Annotated in this window: 16 protein-coding genes; 13 read left to right on the top strand and 3 right to left on the bottom strand. The window is 58.7% G+C overall.

Translation table 11 applies throughout. The features are described from left to right. Nucleotides 1-10: 10 nt before the first annotated feature. Nucleotides 11-298, bottom strand: a complete 288-nt coding sequence (gene gatC, locus IEV54_RS16360; protein ID WP_150279182.1) for an Asp-tRNA(Asn)/Glu-tRNA(Gln) amidotransferase subunit GatC — start codon at nt 296-298, stop codon at nt 11-13. Between the two features lie 320 nt (nt 299-618). Here gatC and mreB point away from each other — a divergent pair, with 320 nt between their 5' ends. From mreB to tldD, 8 genes are all read left to right on the top strand, one after another. Further along, nucleotides 619-1,656: a rod shape-determining protein MreB gene (gene mreB / locus IEV54_RS16355; RefSeq protein WP_150279183.1), complete on the top strand. Its 1,038-nt coding sequence runs from the start codon at nt 619-621 to the stop codon at nt 1,654-1,656. A gap of 134 nt (nt 1,657-1,790) precedes the next feature. Continuing rightward, nucleotides 1,791-2,708: a rod shape-determining protein MreC gene (gene mreC / locus IEV54_RS16350; RefSeq protein ID WP_373286455.1), complete on the top strand. Its 918-nt coding sequence runs from the start codon at nt 1,791-1,793 to the stop codon at nt 2,706-2,708. Beyond that, entirely contained in the window at nt 2,698-3,171 is a 474-nt protein-coding gene (gene mreD / locus IEV54_RS16345) for a rod shape-determining protein MreD (RefSeq protein ID WP_150279185.1), read from the top strand. The genes mreC and mreD overlap by 11 nt, the downstream gene beginning before the upstream one ends. After that, entirely contained in the window at nt 3,161-3,793 is a 633-nt protein-coding gene (locus IEV54_RS16340) for a Maf family protein (RefSeq protein ID WP_150279186.1), read from the top strand. Before mreD ends, IEV54_RS16340 begins: the two co-directional genes overlap by 11 nt. A 66-nt stretch (nt 3,794-3,859) precedes the next feature. Then, on the top strand, nt 3,860-5,317 hold the full coding sequence (rng, locus tag IEV54_RS16335) for a ribonuclease G (RefSeq protein WP_150279187.1): 1,458 nt from the start codon (nt 3,860-3,862) through the stop codon (nt 5,315-5,317). 15 nt (nt 5,318-5,332) lie between these two features. Beyond that, entirely contained in the window at nt 5,333-9,199 is a 3,867-nt protein-coding gene (locus IEV54_RS16330; RefSeq protein ID WP_150279188.1) for a YhdP family protein, read from the top strand. Between the two features lie 5 nt (nt 9,200-9,204). Further along, on the top strand, nt 9,205-10,056 hold the full coding sequence (locus IEV54_RS16325; RefSeq protein ID WP_150279189.1) for a carbon-nitrogen hydrolase family protein: 852 nt from the start codon (nt 9,205-9,207) through the stop codon (nt 10,054-10,056). After that, entirely contained in the window at nt 10,057-11,499 is a 1,443-nt protein-coding gene (gene tldD, locus IEV54_RS16320; RefSeq protein WP_150279190.1) for a metalloprotease TldD, read from the top strand. Between the two features lie 44 nt (nt 11,500-11,543). On the opposite strand, the gene IEV54_RS16315 is transcribed toward tldD, so the two are convergent. Then, a complete protein-coding gene (locus IEV54_RS16315; protein WP_150279191.1) occupies nt 11,544-12,026 on the bottom strand; it encodes an asparaginase domain-containing protein in 483 nt (160 codons plus the stop codon). Between the two features lie 30 nt (nt 12,027-12,056). Between IEV54_RS16315 and IEV54_RS16310 the strand changes: the two genes are divergently transcribed. From IEV54_RS16310 to IEV54_RS16290, 5 genes are all read left to right on the top strand, one after another. Next, on the top strand, nt 12,057-12,428 hold the full coding sequence (locus IEV54_RS16310; RefSeq protein WP_150279192.1) for a GIY-YIG nuclease family protein: 372 nt from the start codon (nt 12,057-12,059) through the stop codon (nt 12,426-12,428). A 13-nt stretch (nt 12,429-12,441) separates the two neighbouring features. Then, a complete protein-coding gene (locus IEV54_RS16305; RefSeq protein ID WP_150279193.1) occupies nt 12,442-13,377 on the top strand; it encodes a glutathione S-transferase family protein in 936 nt (311 codons plus the stop codon). Between the two features lie 216 nt (nt 13,378-13,593). Continuing rightward, complete coding sequence (locus tag IEV54_RS16300; RefSeq protein WP_150279194.1) at nt 13,594-14,112, top strand: hypothetical protein; 519 nt, start codon at nt 13,594-13,596, stop codon at nt 14,110-14,112. Nucleotides 14,113-14,208: 96 nt separating this feature from the next. Beyond that, nucleotides 14,209-15,174, top strand: coding sequence for an ABC transporter ATP-binding protein (locus IEV54_RS16295; RefSeq protein WP_150279195.1), 966 nt, complete (start codon nt 14,209-14,211; stop codon nt 15,172-15,174). Continuing rightward, entirely contained in the window at nt 15,171-15,932 is a 762-nt protein-coding gene (locus IEV54_RS16290; protein WP_150279196.1) for an ABC transporter permease, read from the top strand. Before IEV54_RS16295 ends, IEV54_RS16290 begins: the two co-directional genes overlap by 4 nt. Here IEV54_RS16290 and IEV54_RS16285 read toward each other — a convergent pair. Then, complete coding sequence (locus tag IEV54_RS16285; protein WP_150279197.1) at nt 15,922-17,865, bottom strand: RecQ family ATP-dependent DNA helicase; 1,944 nt, start codon at nt 17,863-17,865, stop codon at nt 15,922-15,924. The genes IEV54_RS16290 and IEV54_RS16285 overlap by 11 nt on opposite strands. Nucleotides 17,866-17,913 lie beyond the last annotated feature (48 nt).

Here is a 17,913-nt window from a genome sequence, read left to right as displayed (position 1 = left end):
CTGGAGCACTTCACTCTATAACTCTGGGCACGAGATAGAGCCCGTCCTCGGTCGCGGGCGCGATGGCCTGCAACGCGTCGCGCTGGTTGGACTCGGTCACTGCGTCGCTCCGCAAGCGCTGCGTGGTTTCCAGCGGATGTGCCAAAGGCGCGACGCCGTCTGTGTTGACCGCCTGCATCTTGTCGATCAGATCGAGAATGCCGGAGAGCTTGGTTGTGGTGGCGGGGATATCTTCTTCATTCAGAGCGATCCGGGCCAGGTGGGCAATGTCTTCCACCGCTTTGCGGTCTAATGCCATGGTACTGTTCTCCGTGAAACAAGGCTGAGCGGAGTGAATTTACCCGATGTGCTCAACATAAGGGGGTTTTGTCGCGCAAAACCGGACAAAGGGACGAATTTACCACAGTCTCGCCTTGCCCAAAAACCCCGCCGTTGTTAGAGTTGCGACACTTCTGGAAGTACCGATCAGTTACCTGCGAGTGCATTCATCACCGCCGCCCTGCCAGTTCGGCCGCTCGTCGCCCCGGATCGATTCCGCGGCTGGTCAAGCGCTGAAGCAGGTTGCTTATCAGTGTTTCTTTTTCATTTAACCCACGCGTCCTAGGGTGTACTCAACGCATGTTCAAAAAAATTCGTGGCATGTTTTCCAGTGATTTGTCCATCGACCTGGGCACTGCCAACACGCTTATCTATGTCCGCGACCGCGGCATTGTACTCAATGAACCCTCCGTAGTGGCTATTCGTAGTCATGGCAACCAGAAAAGCGTCGTGGCCGTCGGTACCGACGCCAAACGCATGCTGGGCCGCACGCCAGGGAATATCCAGGCCATTCGTCCCATGAAGGACGGCGTCATAGCCGACTTCAGTGTCTGTGAAAAGATGCTGCAGTACTTCATCAACAAGGTGCACGAGAACAGCTTCATTCAGCCCAGCCCGCGGGTTCTCATCTGTGTGCCGTGCAAGTCTACCCAGGTCGAGCGCCGCGCCATTCGCGAGTCGGCACTCGGTGCCGGTGCCCGTGAGGTGTTTCTGATCGAGGAGCCCATGGCCGCAGCTATCGGTGCTGGCTTGCCGGTGGAAGAAGCACGTGGCTCGATGGTTGTGGATATCGGTGGTGGTACTACCGAAATCGCATTGATTTCCTTGAACGGTGTGGTTTACGCCGAGTCCGTCAGGGTGGGCGGCGACCGCTTCGATGAAGCGATCGTGACCTACGTGCGCCGCAACTATGGCAGCCTGATCGGTGAGTCCACTGCCGAGCGCATCAAGCAGGAAATCGGCGTTGCATTCCCCGGTGGTGAAGTGCTTGAAGTCGACGTTCGCGGCCGGAATCTGGCCGAGGGCGTACCTCGCGCCTTTACCCTGAACTCCAACGAAGTTCTCGAAGCACTGCAGGAGTCGCTGGCGACTATCGTTCAGGCAGTCAAGAGCGCACTTGAGCAGTCTCCGCCAGAGCTGGCTTCCGATATTGCCGAGCGTGGCCTGATCCTTACTGGTGGTGGTGCCTTGCTGCGTGACCTGGACAAGCTCCTGACCCAGGAAACCGGACTGCCGGTGATTGTTGCTGAAGAACCTTTGACCTGTGTTGCCCGTGGTGGTGGCAAGGCACTGGAAATGATGGACCAGCACACCATGGATCTGCTCTCTACCGAGTGACCGGAAGCCGGTCAACGCACCTGCAGGTAGCCCCTACCTGCCTGGTCTGCTGTTGACGGGCCAAGGTTTGCAGCTGCGAGGAGCTCGCCATCAAACCGCTGTTTATCAAAGGTCCTTCACTGGGCGTAAGAGTTTTGGTCCTCTCAGTGCTCTCGATTGCGCTGATGGTGGTCGATGCTCGTGTGGCTGCCCTGCAGCCGCTACGCTCGAATCTGAGCCTGCTACTGACGCCGGTCTATTACATGGCCGACTTACCCGTGCGCGCCTGGGATACCGGTTACCAGTTGGTCGCCAGTCGGCTTGACCTGCTTGCCGAGAATGAGCGCTTGCGCGCCGAGGCTCTGCTGACCAAGCGCAAACTGCAGAAACTGGCTACCCTTACGGAGCAGAACGTGCGGCTGCGCGAATTGCTCAACTCTTCCTCCCTGGTCGATGAAAGGGTGCTGGTATCCGAGCTGGTAGGCGTTGATCCCAATCCTTTTACCCAGCGTATCCTGATCAACAAGGGTGAAAGTGACGGAGTATTCCTTGGTCAGCCAGTGCTTGATGCCACTGGTCTGATGGGGCAGGTGGTAGAAGTCATGCCTTATTCAGCACGCGTGCTGCTGATTACCGACGCCACCCATAGTCTGCCGGTTCAGGTCAATCGGAACGGATTGCGCGCGATTGCCAGCGGTACCGGCAATAACGAGTTGCTCGAGTTGCGTTTTATCGGCGATACCGCGGATATTCGTGAAGGCGACATAGTGGTCAGTTCGGGTCTGGGTCAACGTTTCCCTGCAGGTTATCCGGTAGGTAGAGTGGTTTCGGTCAGCCAGGATCCGGCTCAGCCATTCGCTGATGTGCGTGTGGCTCCTACTGCTCAGCTCAATCGCAGTCGATACATGCTGCTGGTCTTCAGTGCCGAGTCCGGATACGGGGAGATTGTGCCCGCTCTCGAGCTGGATGAGCCGCAGTCTGAAGCAACCGCTCCGGATGAGAGCGCTGCAGCCGAGAAAGCAGACGCTGATACCGTCGCACCCGTCTCCGGGGAGGGTGCAGATGCGCAATAGTCTTATTATCGGCCTTACCTTTGTCGTCGCACTTCTGCTCAGTGTGATGCCCATGTCCACCATGCTGGAGCTGGGCCGCCCTATGTGGTTGGCCATGGTATTGGCCTATTGGGTAATGGCCCTGCCACATCGGGTAGGCCTGTTGACTGCCTGGATCATGGGGCTGGCAACCGATGTGCTTTATGGCCAGTTGTTCGGCCAGCATGCGTTGGTCATGACAATGGTTGCCTGGATGATGCTGTTATTACATCAGCGCATTCGTCGATTCCCCCTGTGGCAACAGAGTCTGGTGATGCTGCCGGTACTGGGTATCGCCCAGATGTTGCTGCTTTGGCTCAACAGCCTGACCGGCAATCGTCCACCAACATTACTCTTTCTGTTACCGGCCTTTGTCAGCGCCATTCTCTGGCCATGGGTATATTCGGTACTGCGCGGCGTCAGGAAGCGGTTTCATGTACTCTGAACCCAAGACTGCACCATTCTATCTGGCGTCGGCCTCACCGCGTCGTAGTGAGTTGTTGACCCAGATCGGCGTAGTACACCGTCAGTTTGCCTGCAGTATCGACGAAAGCGTGCGAGCTGGAGAGGGGGCTGTGGACTATGTGGAGCGCGTCACCCGGGCCAAGGCCCTGGCGGGGCAGCACCAGGCCCCCGATGGGGCGGTAGTGTTGGCTGCCGATACGGCGGTCGTAATAGACGACAGGATCCTGGGCAAGCCGATGGATGCCGATGACGCAGCGGTCATGCTTCGGTCCCTGTCCGGGCGGACGCACCGGGTGATCACGGCAGTTGCTGTAGCCTGCGGTGAGCGAATCGAAGTGATTCGGGTGGATACTGATGTCAGTTTCCGACCGATCGCGGCAGCCGAAATCCAGGCTTACTGGATGACAGGTGAGCCCGCAGACAAGGCTGGTGGTTATGCCATTCAGGGCCTGGGGGCGGTTTTTGTAGCTATGATTCAGGGGAGTTACAGCGCAGTAGTCGGGCTGCCTCTGGCGGAGACGGCACAGCTTTTGTCCAGCTTTGGCGTCGATTGTTGGCAGGGGCGTCAGGCGGAGTCCCCATCCGGACTAACGCAAGCATAAATCCAGGTCGTCAGAGTACCGCGATCAACACCGCTTCCTGGTGATCTGGTGTGGAGAGCAGAGCCTGTGAGCGAAGAGATACTGATCAATATCACGCCGATGGAAACCCGGGTCGCCCTGGTGGAGAATGGCGTGCTGCAGGAAGTGCATATCGAGCGTACATTGCGCCGAGGCATTGTCGGCAACATCTACAAGGGCAAGGTGGTCAGAGTATTGCCTGGAATGCAGGCAGCCTTTGTCGATATCGGACTGGAGCGCGCTGCATTTATTCACGCATCCGAAGTGTCCGACCGCGAGGGCCAGGCTGTCGAGGCGATAACGGCTTTGCTGCATGAGGGCCAAGGTCTGGTAGTTCAGGTAACCAAGGACCCGATAGGCACCAAGGGTGCTCGCCTGACTACCCATCTGTCGATTCCCTCGCGTTTTCTGGTTTACATGCCGCGCACGCCCCATGTGGGCATTTCCCTCAAGATAGAAGATGAAGCCGAGCGCGACCGGCTCAAGCAGGTGGTATCCGCCTGCGTTGAAACTGAAGGCGTCGATGAGGCCGGTGGCTTCATTCTGCGGACCGCAGCCGAAGCAGCCCGTGAAGAGGAAATACGCGCGGATATCCGTTACGTGCGTCGTCTCTGGTCGCAAATCTCGCAGCAGACCCAGGCGGCACCGGCCCCCTCGGTGATTTACGAAGACTTGCCCCTTGCCCTGCGCACCCTGAGGGACCTGGTCTGCCCGCGTACGGAAAAGATCCGCGTGGATTCCCGGGAGACTTTCCAGAAGGTCGAGATTTTCGTGCAGGAGTTGATGCCCGCAGTGCAGAGTTTGTTGGAGCATTACCCCGGGGAAAGACCGATTTTCGATCTCTATGGCATCGAGGATGAGATCCACAAGGCGCTTGAGCGCCGGGTAATGCTCAAGTCGGGTGGGCACCTGGTTATCGACCAGACTGAAGCCATGACCACCATCGACGTGAATACGGGCGCCTTTGTCGGTCATCGCAATCTTGAGGAAACCATTTTCAAGACGAATCTTGAGTCGGCGATGGCGATTGCCCGGCAGCTGAGACTGCGCAACCTGGGCGGTATCATCATTATCGATTTTATCGATATGGTTGACGAAGATCACCAGCGCCAGGTGCTGCGCACACTGGAAAAACAGCTGGAACGCGATCACGCCAAAACCAACATTATCGGTATCACCGAGCTTGGCCTGGTGCAGATGACCCGCAAGCGCACCCGGGAAAGCCTCGAACAGATACTCTGCGAGCCGTGCCCCTGCTGCACGGGCAGGGGCATCCAGAAAACGCCTGAAAGTGTCTGTTATGAAATCTTCCGGGAGATTCTCCGTGAGGCGCGTGCCTATCAGGCCGGGGCATACACGGTGCTGGCTTCGCAGGCGGTAATCGATCGCCTGCTGGATGAAGAGTCGGGCAATGTCGCCGATCTGGAAATTTTCATCGAGCGCCCAATCCGCTTTCAGGTAGAGACGGTCTACACCCAGGAACAGTATGACGTGGTACTCATGTGATGCCGGACTGACCCGATGCAAATTCAACGCTGGTTGATCCGTGCCCTCGATGGGTTGATCGTCTTGTTGGTGGTCTGGCTGCTGGCAGCGGCTGCCTACGTCAGTCTGGGTCGCCAGTTTGTGCCGGCCATAGCTGATTATCGCGTTGAGTTGCTGGCCTGGGCGGAGGAAACTACAGGAAGAGCCATATCGCTGGAAAGTCTGCGTGGTGAGATGCAGGGTTCGCAGCCGGTGCTGAAGATGCAGGGTCTGCGTGTGCACGAGCAGCTGGATCCGGACAGTCCGACCCTGCTGGCGCTGGATAATGTGACAGCTCGGGTGGATATCTGGGCGAGTCTCTGGGAGCGCAGGCTGGTCATGGATGCGCTGCAGATAGAGGGGCTCGCGCTCGAGCTGGTCGAGGATGCGGATGGACGCTGGCGCCTGCACGGTCTGGGTGAGCGGCTTGCGGGCAATTTTGATCTGGATACGACGCTGGACATGGTGTTTGAGCAGCGTCGCATTACCTTGCTGAATACCCGTATTCTGGTCAGTCCCCATGAGCGACCACAGTGGGTCTTCCAGGATGGCGAAATAACGCTCCTGAACGGCCCTGGTTGGCACCGTCTGGATGGCAGAGTGCGTTTGCCGGAAGGGCAACAGGTGCGCTGGCAGGTCAGTGCATTGCAGGAGGGTAGTGCTTGGCAGGACATGTCAGTGGGATTCTTCCTCGATCTGCCGCCCATTGACTGGGTCGAGCAATTGCCCCCGGCATGGCTGGAGATGGCTCCGATCGATCAGATGGTGGTCGGCGGGCGCTTCTGGGGTGGTTGGGAGAAGCAGCAGCTAGAGTATTTTCGTGGACGGCTCGAGATGCCTCGGCTGCGCCTGGAACAAGCGCAGAATGTACCTGAGCTGACTGCGCTGGAGGCCGAATTTGCGTTCAGGCAGGGCGAGCGCCAGCGGCTGCGTATACAGGGGCTGGAGTTTGATCTTGGCGATCAGCATTGGCCACGCAGCCGGCTATCGCTGTGGCAGGATACAGCAAGCAGCGACTGGCAAATGCAGGCAGATACTGTGCCGCTGGAGATACTCGCGCAGCTGGTGCCTGCCAGTGTCTTGTCCGATCGGGCTGCAACCGCACTAGAGGCTTTGCAGCCTGTCGGCACCTTGAACGCGCTGTCTCTGCAGGGTGCTGGTCTGCCGGTAGACTGGCGCAGCCTGAGCATCAGCGCGATGCTTGAGGACGCGGGTGTTGGAGCCTGGCAGGGCGCGCCGGAAGTACAGGGTATCAGCGGGAGCCTGGCAGGCAGCCCCTTTCAGGGTCAACTGAGGGTAAGGAGCGATGATTGGTCGATGCACCTGCCCCGGCTGTTTCCCCAGTCATGGTCATATCAGCAACTCGTTGGACAGATGGACTGGCAATGGTCCGACGCCGAGGGATTGCGTCTGACAGCACCGGGTATGCGCGCGCAGGGTGTTGATGGTGTCGCAGCTGTCGCCTTGCAACTTCATCTGCCACCGCAAGGCCAGACCCCGACAATGGCGCTCAGGGTATCTCTGACCGACTCCCAGGCGACCTCCAGTGAGCATTACTTGCCGACCCTGTCGCCTGCCTTCAATCCGCAACTGGGGGAGTGGCTGAGCCAGGCACAGATTGAAGGTAGCGTGCCACTGGCTATTTTTGAGTATCAGGGGTCGCTGAGACGCGATGCTGAGCCCGGTGAGCGGTCCCTGTCACTGCATGCCCAACTGGATTCGGGCAGTCTGCTTTTTCAGCCCGATTGGCCGCGGCTTGAGAAGATCAGCGCTATTTTGCGACTCAAGGATCAGCAGGTAGTAATAGAAGATGCCTCCGCACGGTTGTGGGATACGGCTCTCACTGGTATCCGGGTGAACACATACCGCCAGCAACCTGCCGATGCGTTGCAACTGCGCATCGGCAGTGATTTCACTGGCCCGCTGGGTGATGCTCTGCGGCTCTTGCAGGACACCCCTCTTGCCGCAGCAACCAGTAACGCACTGCGAGGCTGGGAAGGGCAGGGGCAGGTTCAAGGGCAATTCGGGCTTGAGCTCCCGTTGCAAAGGGAGCGGGCAACGGTGGTGGATGCCCGTTGGCAGCTGGAAGCCGAGAGTCTCTCAATTCCGTTACTGCAGGCTTCTCTGGGCGAGCTGTCCGGACAGTTTGCCTTTACCTCTGATGCGGGTTTGCAAGCGAGTGAGATAAAGGCGAGCTTTCTGGGTCGCGCCATAGCAGGTGACATAAGCAGTCAGGCGGGTAGGCAGGAAGCGACATTCAATGGGCAGCACAGCATCGGCCAGCTCAAGTCGTGGCCGTTGCTTGCAAAGCTTCCCGCAGATCTGATGGCTGGTGAATTGTCATGGGAGGCCCGGGGCGCGTTGCAAGCAGGTGCTGCGTGGCTGCAGGTTGACAGCGATCTTGAGGGCGTGGAGTTGGATCTGCCGGGCCCGCTGGCAAAGTCGGCAGAGCGCTTGCTGCCAAGCCGCCTGACCTTGGCCCAGGATGGGGACCACTACAACTGGCGATTCAATCTGGGGCCGGATCTGGCGGGAGTGGTGCAGACAGGGGCGACTGCCTTGCGGGGAGATCTGCGCTACCGAAGTGGCGAGCCGTCATTGGGTCGAGAGCCGGGGCTTAGTGTCGGGGCCCGATTCGAACACGTTGAGCTGGCTGATTGGCGCAATTGGGTCGAGCGCCAGGGAGCTTTACCGTCGCTAGTGGGTCAATCTGGTGCTGTTTCAGGGCTAAGGCCCAGTGCAGCGATTAAAAGGGTCAGAACGCTGGATCTGCGCGCAGGCGAGTTTAGCGGCCTGGGCCAACGTCTGAATGATCTGGCGATCAGTGGTGTACGCAGTGATCAGGGTTGGATGTTCAATCTCGATCAGGCACGAGTGAGGGGGCAGATTACCTTGCCGGACCTGCGCTCCGAACCTGTGGCGTTCAATATGCAGCGACTTTCTCTCGCCAGTGGCGACAGCGAGCCACGGGTGGATGCATTGGCTAGTCCGCTGATCCCTGAAGACCCCCTGCGGGATGTGGATCCGCGAACGCTACCTGCCATGGATGTAAACATAGATATGCTGTCGCGGGGCAACGACCCGGTCGGGCCGGTGCGTTTTCAGATGCGCCCATCCGACCATGGTGCGCAGATCAGCAGTCTGTCGATGGACTTGCGTGGATTGCAGCTGGCGGGAGACCTGCAATGGCATGCCGGGGGCATGTCAAGCCAGTTCAGTGGGGGCCTGCAGGCAGGTGACATAGGCGGGGTGCTGAAGGCGTGGGGCTATGCTCCGACAGTGACCAGTGGACAATTTTCGACCACAGCGGATCTGACCTGGTCTGGATCACCGGCATTCTTCGCCTTGAGCCGCAGCACCGGGAGCATTTTGCTCGATGCGCGCAATGGCACGTTGCAAAGTGGTGAAGGGTCTGCGGACGCCTTGCGGGTCTTCGGTCTGCTCAATTTCAACGCCCTGACACGCCGCTTGCGCCTGGATTTCAGTGATCTGTTCGGGCGGGGTACAGCCTACGATACCTTGACCGCCGACCTGGCCCTGACCGACGGCGTGATGCGCACCCGCAGCCCCTTGGTAATGGATGGACCCGGGGCGAAAATGCAGCTTGATGGCCACATCGACCTGCCGGCCCGCAGCATCGATATGGGGATGCTGGTAACCTTACCGGTAACCAACAATCTACCGCTGGCGGCCATTATTGCCGGCGCACCCTATATTGGCGGGGCGTTGTTTCTCGCTGACAAGATACTCGGCGACCGAGTCGCTCGCTTTGCGTCGGTTAAATATCGCGTCAGCGGTGATTGGCAGCAGCCTACCGTCGATTTCGAGCGGGCCTTTGATAACGAGGCAGCCCTGGAGGAGTGATTCATATGCATCTTGTAGCAGCGATACAGATGATCAGCGGTCCTGATGTTCAGGCCAATCTGGACCAGGCGGCGCCACTCATTGCACAGGCAGCGCAGGCCGGGGCCAAGTTGGTGTTGCTTCCGGAGTGCTTTGCGGCCTTTGGTAATCGTAGTTTGAAAGAAATCGGCGAAGCGGAATGTTCCGGTCAACAACCGATCACCCGCTTTCTGTCCAGACAGGCCAGCAAACATGGGATCTGGTTGATCGGTGGCAGCATCCCCCTTCCGCGGGCTGCGGGGAAAAAGCCCATGGCCTGTTGCCTGGTCTTTGACGACCAGGGGCAGCAGGTTGCGCGCTATGACAAGTTGCATCTGTTCGATGTGGAGGTCGAGGATAATCATCGTAGCTATCGCGAATCCAAGGATTACGGTTACGGCGATGCCATCGTTTGCGTCGATACACCGGTCGGTCGGGTTGGGCTGAGCATCTGTTATGATGTGCGCTTCCCGGAGCTCTATGTGGCTTTACGCCAGGCAGGCGCCGAACTCATTGTCGTCCCTTCGGCATTTACCGCGGTCACCGGCGCTGCCCACTGGGAGGTTCTGCTAAGGGCACGGGCTATCGAAACCCAGTGTTACATTCTGGCCGCCAATCAGGGTGGGCTGCACCCGGGCGGCCGTGAGACCTTTGGCCGCAGTTGCCTGGTCGATCCCTGGGGCGAAGTCATGGATTCGCTGACCACTGGGGAAGGGGTGCTCTGCCAGAGCATCGATCATGATCATCTCAATACTATTCGCGCGCGGATGCCGGTTGACCGGCATCGTCGCCTAGTGCCTGCGCAAGCCATTGTCGCAGCCGCCAAGGAGTCAGACTGAATGAGTAATGTACTAGCCCAAGTGGAAAACCGCCTGCTGATGCCGGCCGATCTGAGTCCAGACAGCGTTGCAGCTGTGCTCGGTCAACTGGTTTCGGCCCCGGGCGTGGATGCTGCCGATCTGTATTTCCAGCACCAGATCAGCGAGTCCTGGGTACTGGAAGACGGCATTGTCAAAGATGGCAGCTTCAACGTCGATCAGGGTGTTGGTGTGCGGGCCCAGTCGGGCGAGAAAACCGGTTTTGCTTACAGCAACGACGTGCGCCTGCCTGCGTTGAGTCAGGCGGTAGGGGCGGCGCGTTCGATTGCCCGTTCCGGCCAGACCGGCAGCGTTAAGGCCTGGGATCGCGGTAACAGCACCGCCCTGTATGCCGCTGACAATCCGCTGGATGTCATGGCCCAGGCTGAAAAGGTCGCTTTCCTGCAACGCCTGGACGCTTATACACGAAGCCTGGACTCGCGTATCACGCAGGTGTCGGTAAGCATGGGCGGCGTGCACGATACCGTACTGGTTGCTTCCAGCGACGGCACCTGGGCTGGTGATATACGCCCGTTGGTGCGGCTGAACGTCAGTGTCATTATCGAGAACAAGGGGCGTCGTGAGCGTGGCAGCTCCGGTGGTGGCGGACGCACCGACTACCGCTTCTTTGAAGCCGAAGAGCGCGCCATGGGTTATGCCCGTGAAGCGGTGCGTCAGGCGATAGTGAATCTGGAAGCCATTCCAGCTCCGGCCGGCAGCATGCCCGTGGTAATGGCGCCTGGCTGGTCCGGGGTTCTGCTGCACGAGGCCGTCGGCCATGGCCTGGAGGGTGACTTCAACCGCAAGGGCAGCTCCGCCTATAGCGGCCGGGTAGGTGAGAAGGTAGCGTCCAGCCTGTGCACCATAGTTGACGATGGAACGCTTCCGGGCCGTCGCGGGTCACTGAGCATGGATGACGAGGGTAACCAGACCAACTGCACCACGTTGATCGAGAACGGCATTCTCAAGGGCTACATGCAGGACAAGCTCAACGCCCGCCTGATGGGCGTGCCTGCAACGGGTAACGGTCGACGTGAGTCTTACGCGCACCTGCCGATGCCGCGCATGACCAACACCTACATGCTGGCAGGCGAGAGTGATCCTGCGGACATCATCAAGTCGGTGAAGAAGGGTATTTACTGCGCGAATCTGGGCGGTGGTCAGGTTGACATTACCAGCGGCAAGTTTGTGTTCTCCACCAGCGAAGCCTATCTGATCGAGGACGGCAAGATCACCGCTCCGGTCAAGGGCGCAACGCTGATCGGTAACGGCCCGGAGGTGATGAATCGTGTCTCCATGGTCGGCCACGACCTGGCGCTGGATAGCGGTGTAGGTACCTGCGGCAAGGACGGCCAGTCACTGCCGGTGGGCGTGGGCCAGCCCACCGTGAAAATTGATCAGATCACTGTGGGCGGCACGGGCTAGAAAGTAACCCTCTTCGGCCGGCTGGCCGGACCACAGTCAGATTTTCAGGTGCTTTCGAAGCGCCCAGCCAGGCGGTTCTTTTTCACTTGATCGGCCGGAAATACTCGGCCGCTCATGGCGATATACACGCCGTGGCCCAGGGTATTGAGCGCACCGACGGCCAGTCCCAGGTTGAACAGTGCGTCCGAGTCCCTGAAACGGGCCGGCTGCATGGCCCCGGTCAGCACAATCACTTTACCCTGAATATCTTCGAGACAGGCACCGGTAACCGTCATGGTATCGGTGCCATGGGTGATCAGTACATGCTCATAGGGGCACGCAGCGACTTTGTCGTGAATCAACTGCCGATCTGCGTCGTCGAGCTCCAGGCTGTCCTTGCGGATCAGCGATTCCACTGCATATCCTATTGACACCCGGCCCTGCTCCAGCAATTCGCCCGCCATGGGTTCACCGATCTGGTAATCGCTAAGCGCATCATGATAGAGCTTGTCGAGGGTGCCGCCAGTACCGAAAATCTGTATAAACATGGGTTCACTCCAACAGTGATGGATATCAGTATGCCTGTTGATGGGCCTGAAAACAGCACCGAACACAGCCCGGAGCCCGCTGAGGAGAGAGCCTGGTGGGTATACATGGTGCGAGCCGAGAACGGTCACCTCTATACCGGCATCAGCACTGATCCGCGGCGTCGCTTTGCTCAGCACCAGCGTGGCAAGGGCGCCAGATTTTTCAACCGCAGTCCCGCCAGCGCCCTGGTCTGGACCGAAGTCTGTACCGATCACTCAATAGCACTTCGCCGCGAGATTGCCATCAAGTCACTGAACAAGCGGGCCAAGGAGCGACTGATCAGTCAGTTCAATGGCGCATCATCAGGTATGGCGAGTGACTGTGCAGTGCCTGACACACCAGCTAAGCTGGGTTCACCCTGACTGGAGAATACCCATGAGTGAACTGATTCTGCACCATTATCCACAATCCCCATTTGCCGAAAAAGCCCGTCTGATGCTGGGCTTCAAGGGGCTTGCATGGCAGTCCGTGATGATTCCTGCGGCAATGCCAAAACCGGATCTGACTGCTTTGACTGGCGGCTATCGGCGCACACCAGTGATGCAGGTTGGTGCTGATATCTACTGCGATACGGCCCTGATCGCCCGTTTGCTGGAGGAGACCAAGAGCACCCCGGCACTGATCCCCGAAGGTCGCGAGGCAGCAGCTACTGCCTTGGCGCAGTTCGCCGATCAGGTACTGTTCCAGCACGCAGTTGCCATCAATTTTCAGCCTCACGGTCTGGCTGCCCGCTTTGCCGGCGCTCCCGAGGCCATGGTCAAGGGTTTCATGGCTGACCGGCAGAAGCTTTTTCAGGGTGGTAGTGCCAGTCGTCTCGACGCTTCGGTGGCCCTCTCACAATGGCCAACGCTGTTGAGCCGTCTGGAAACCCAGTTGCAGCGCGACGGTGAATACCTGCTTGGCAGCCAGGCTTGTATTGCTGACTTTGCCTACTATCATCCGTTGTGGTTCGTGGCCAGCAACAAGGCAGTGGCGAACATGCTCGAGGGTTATCCGGCGGTCGGCGAGTGGATGGCTCGCATAGCTGATTTTGGTCACGGATCGCATGCCGATCTGGATCCGTCCGATGCCGTGCAGATAGCTAACGAAGCGACGCCCCGGACTTATTCGGCAAGCGACTTTGTCAGTCCCGATGGTCTGCAGGTGGGTCAGGCAGTGCAGGTCAACGCTGTGGACTACGGAACCGACCCGGTCACCGGTGAGCTGGTCTATGAGGATGCGGAAGAGATCGTCGTGGCCCGCGAAGATGATCGGGCCGGACGCGTTCAGGTGCATTTCCCGCGTTACGGATTCCGCATTCAGGCGATTTAATTACAGGGCATCCAGATCGAACGGACCGGCGCAACGCCGGTCTGACTGGCTGGTTTATACTTGGCAGGCTTGATCATTGGGCTGTCACTGGTCAACATGTATCGCCCCGCCACGGCATCCGCCCAGCGGTAACCGAACCCGTCAGCAGGCCCCTCAGGCGCAATGGTTGCAACTACGAACACACTCTTGCATTACCGGTCTCTTGTCGCAGCAGTCATGTTGCTTGCTATGCCGTGCGCCGTGCTGGCCGATTCAGCCACTGCAGTGGGTCAACCCGAGGACGCGCAGACCTATTGCGCGGGACCTGTGCAGGCGTTTGCGCTGGCGCTGGAACAGACCGATCCAAACCAGGGTGTGAATGAGCCGCTACGCGACCAGTTCCTGCAGGATCTCGAGCAGTGCAGAACCGTCTACCGATACCACCTGAAGCGACTGGCCGATGATTTTACCGATCTGCCAGCCGGCGCCTATTGCCATTCGGTGCGCAGGGAATTTACCGAATCAGAGGATCTTTTCGACATCGCCGCAGCGCGGGCGCAGCAGTTGCCCCTGGAGAGCGAAGAGGAGCGCGAGGTGGCAGCGGATTTCTTTCTGCAGGCCGGCGCGGCGCTGGTGCGGGCGGTAAACGGGCTGTTCCTTCTGCGCCATGGCATCTGTGAGGAAGAGCGAATAGCACCATTCGATCAGCACCCCTTTAAAAACGACATCGGCCGGACATATCCCCACATCCAATAGCGTCGGGTGAATAGCCCGGTGGACCGGTACGCGTGCGATGATAACGGGCTTTTGCGGCGCTGGCGGCTGCATCACCCATGCGTGAATGGAGAAAACGTGAACGACATTATTCAGGTCACCGGCCTGACGAAAACCTACGCTTCGGGATTCCAGGCGCTCGATAAAGTCGACCTGAATATCCGGCGGGGTGAAATATTTGCCTTGCTCGGGCCCAATGGCGCAGGCAAAACCACGCTTATCAGTATCATTTGCGGGATTGTCAATCCGACGGCGGGGCGGGTAGTGGTCGATGGTCACGATATCGTTCGCGACTATCGTGCAGCGCGCACCGCCATAGGTCTGGTGCCCCAGGAACTGACCAACAACATGTTCGATACTGTCTGGGCGACGCTGAAACTCAGTCGGGGCCTGTTTGGCAAGCCGGCGGATGCCGCGCATCTGGAAAAGGTGCTACGAGACCTTTCGCTTTGGGACAAGCGCAACGAGAAGATCATGAGCCTGTCCGGTGGCATGAAGCGAAGGGTCCTCATTGCCAAGGCGCTGTCACACGAGCCGGACATCCTTTTTCTGGACGAGCCGACCGCTGGTGTGGACGTCGAGTTGCGTCGTGATATGTGGGAAATGGTGCGCAAGCTGCGGGCCAGCGGGGTAACGATTATCCTGACTACCCACTACATCGAGGAGGCCGAGGAGATGGCAGACCGCATCGGCGTAATCAACGGTGGCAAGCTGATACTGGTCGAAGAAAAAGCGGCGCTGATGCGCAAAATGGGTACCAAGCAGCTGAGCATCCATCTACAACAACCCCTTGAACAGATCCCGGTTGCCGTTGCGGACTATCAATTGGCGCTCGAACAGGAGGGTCATATTCTGGTTTACACCTTCGATGCGCTGAAGGAGCAGACCGGTATCGCCGAATTGCTCCGTACCCTGGCGCGCGAAGGCATCGAGTTCAAGGATCTGCATTCAAGCCAGAGTTCGCTTGAGGATATCTTCGTTGGGCTGGTGCATAACGCGGGCGAGTCGGTTTCCGCACCGCAACGGGCAGGGGAAGCTTCATGAATCTATACGCGATCAAGGCGATTTATCAGTTTGAGATGAACCGAATGCGCCGCACTCTTCTGCAGAGCCTGGTGTCGCCAGTTATCTCGACTTCCCTGTATTTCGTCGTGTTTGGTGCCGCGATAGGCTCGCGCATGACCGAGATCGATGGCGTGAGTTATGGCGCGTTCATCATTCCCGGCCTGATCATGTTGATGCTGCTCAACGAAAGCATTTCCAATGCATCGTTCGGCATCTATATGCCCAAGTTCACCGGCACTATTTACGAAGTACTTTCCGCACCGGTATCACCGACCGAGATCGTTATTGGTTATGTGGGCGCCGCGGCTACCAAGTCGGTCATTCTGGGTCTGCTGATTCTGCTCACAGCGAAAATATTCGTTCCCTACGAGGTCCAGCATCCGGTCTGGATGTTTGGATTCCTGGTCTTGACGGCCCTTACCTTCAGTCTGTTCGGTTTCATCATCGGGATCTGGGCGGACGGTTTCGAGAAGCTGCAGATCATTCCGCTGATGATTGTCACGCCGCTTGCCTTTCTTGGCGGCAGCTTCTACTCGATCAACATGCTTCCACCGCTGTGGCAGACCGTGACGCTGTTCAATCCGGTGGTCTATCTGATCAGCGGATTTCGCTGGAGTTTCTACGGTGTAGCTGATGTACACATAGCAGTCAGCCTGGCGATGACCAGTGTGTTTCTGATTACCTGCATCGGCATTGTCTGGTGGATTTTCAAGACGGGCTATCGCCTCAAACCGTGACTAGCTGGCTTCTGATCTTCGCATAGGGGTAGGCCTGTAGTTCGCCAAAGCCGGAAATCTGCCGTGCTTTCATACGGGTGAACAGGGGCGTAGTGATACCACAGAGAAACCGTGTGATGCTTTCCGGGCCGGGCGGACTTCCAGTCAATGCGCTGTGTCGTTCGATGAAGGCGCCGGCGATTGTGGTTAGCCCAACTGTGTCCGGTGGCGACAGCTGCGGTGGCCCGGGTAGTGGCGCGTATTGGCCCTCGCATACCGAGCAATGCCCACAGTGCTCCGGAGCCTTATCATCGCCGAAATGCAGCGCGAGGCTGTGGCTCAGGCATTGGTTGGCCGCGAACAGTTCGATCATCGCGTGGATGCGACGTATCTCGCTCTGCTCCTGGGCCTGGAAATAACCATGTAGCTCTTCCGCCAGCGCCTGCGGATTGAATGTCCGGTCGAGCAGCGCATAGACCTCGGTCATCTGCTTGCTCTCCATCTCGATCCAGCCCTGCTCCTGAAAATAATCCAGCGCCTTGATCGCCCGACTGCGTTCTGCACCGTGCTGTTGCCACAGTGCGTCGAAATCGACCGTGCACCAGGTGCGCGCCAGTGTAGAGGTACTGATAATCGCCTGAACGAACTGCTGGCGCTCGCCCTGAAAACGCCCGAGGATCTGCTCCGGTGTCAGCAGGTATTTGAAGCGGTATTCGGCAAAATAGGCATAACGCGGCGCGATGATTGCGCGCAGTTCGAGTTGCACCAGCAAGGTCTTGAGCGGTAATTGGCGAATATTGCTTTGGGAGGAGAGGGCATTGAGCATGATCTCCCACTGACCTTGTCCGCCTGGTCCCGTTTCCGGGATGGCCAGCAGGTCATCAAGCACCGCGCGAATCCCGCTTAACTCGGGTGTGTCGCCATAAACAAAGTTCTCCAGCACATTGAGATTGTCGCGATTGGCGAGAATCAGGCAGCGCGACGGCTGACCATCGCGTCCGGCGCGGCCGATTTCCTGGCTGTAGTTCTCGATCGATTTTGGCAGATCGTAGTGCACCACATTGCGGATGTCGCTCTTGTCGATGCCCATGCCGAAGGCAATGGTGGCGACAATGCAATTGATCTGCCCGGCCATGAACTGCTGCTGGATCGCTTCCCGGCGCTCGTGCGCAAGACCCGCATGGTAGGCGCTGGCCTCGATACCCTGAGTGCTTAGCTGGCGCGCCACATCCTCGGCGGTTTTCTGCTGGGTGACGTAGACGATGGACGCTTCGCCCGGCTTGGCTACGAGCCATTGCACCAACCGGGCGGGTTTGGCAGTGGCCGCTACGGGTTCCACGCCCAGATGCAGGTTGGGCCGGTAGAACCCCGTGGTCACCACATCCTCCGCGGCAATAGCGAATCGGGCCTGCATATCGGCGATCACTGGCGGCGTGGCGGTGGCGGTCAACAGCAATACCTGGGGTATGTTCAGTTCCCGCTGGTAGGTTGGCAGTTTCAGGTAGTCGGGGCGAAAGTTATGACCCCATTCGGAGATGCAGTGGGCCTCGTCGATCACCAGCAGAGAGATGGGGACTTGCTGGATGAAATTGCGAAAACGCTCGTTCTTCAGGCGTTCGACCGAGATCATCAGGATTTTCAGTTCGCCATTGCGTGCCCGCGCCATAACGCTGTTGGCCTCATCGCGCCCCTGGGCTGAATCGATACTGCCGGCGGCGATACCGTGGCGCTCGAGGAACGCCAACTGATCCTGCATCAACGCCAAAAGAGGCGAAACGACCAGAGTCAGGTGCGGCAGGTGTAGCGCCGGGAGCTGATAGCACAGGGATTTGCCGGAGCCGGTGGGGAATATCGCCGCGGCGGAACGGCCGGCCAGCACCGACCTGATGGCCGGCTCCTGGCCGGGGCGAAATTGGTCGAAACCGAAGGTATCCAACAGGGTTTGTCTGATCATCAGGCTATGGTGCTCGATTTACGCAGCGTTGTCTGCGACCTGCCTCAC

It is taken from the genome of Halopseudomonas salina (genome assembly GCF_014637955.1).
Lineage (GTDB): Bacteria > Pseudomonadota > Gammaproteobacteria > Pseudomonadales > Pseudomonadaceae > Halopseudomonas > Halopseudomonas salina.
Note: the sequence above shows the minus strand (reverse complement) of the source record. Positions and strands in the feature narration are given on the sequence as shown.

Excerpts from the sequence above, each read along its gene's own strand:
- mreD (WP_150279185.1), top strand. The coding sequence starts at position 2,698 with ATGCGCAATAGTCTTATTATCGGCCTTACCTTTGTCGTCGCACTTCTG.
- IEV54_RS16285 (WP_150279197.1), bottom strand. The coding sequence starts at position 17,865 with ATGATCAGACAAACCCTGTTGGATACCTTCGGTTTCGACCAATTTCGC.
- tldD (WP_150279190.1), top strand. The coding sequence starts at position 10,057 with ATGAGTAATGTACTAGCCCAAGTGGAAAACCGCCTGCTGATGCCGGCC.
- IEV54_RS16325 (WP_150279189.1), top strand. The coding sequence starts at position 9,205 with ATGCATCTTGTAGCAGCGATACAGATGATCAGCGGTCCTGATGTTCAG.
- IEV54_RS16330 (WP_150279188.1), top strand. The coding sequence starts at position 5,333 with ATGCAAATTCAACGCTGGTTGATCCGTGCCCTCGATGGGTTGATCGTC.
- gatC (WP_150279182.1), bottom strand. The coding sequence starts at position 298 with ATGGCATTAGACCGCAAAGCGGTGGAAGACATTGCCCACCTGGCCCGG.
- IEV54_RS16305 (WP_150279193.1), top strand. The coding sequence starts at position 12,442 with ATGAGTGAACTGATTCTGCACCATTATCCACAATCCCCATTTGCCGAA.
- IEV54_RS16315 (WP_150279191.1), bottom strand. The coding sequence starts at position 12,026 with ATGTTTATACAGATTTTCGGTACTGGCGGCACCCTCGACAAGCTCTAT.
- IEV54_RS16290 (WP_150279196.1), top strand. The coding sequence starts at position 15,171 with ATGAATCTATACGCGATCAAGGCGATTTATCAGTTTGAGATGAACCGA.
- IEV54_RS16310 (WP_150279192.1), top strand. The coding sequence starts at position 12,057 with ATGCCTGTTGATGGGCCTGAAAACAGCACCGAACACAGCCCGGAGCCC.
- IEV54_RS16340 (WP_150279186.1), top strand. The coding sequence starts at position 3,161 with ATGTACTCTGAACCCAAGACTGCACCATTCTATCTGGCGTCGGCCTCA.
- mreB (WP_150279183.1), top strand. The coding sequence starts at position 619 with ATGTTCAAAAAAATTCGTGGCATGTTTTCCAGTGATTTGTCCATCGAC.
- IEV54_RS16300 (WP_150279194.1), top strand. The coding sequence starts at position 13,594 with ATGTTGCTTGCTATGCCGTGCGCCGTGCTGGCCGATTCAGCCACTGCA.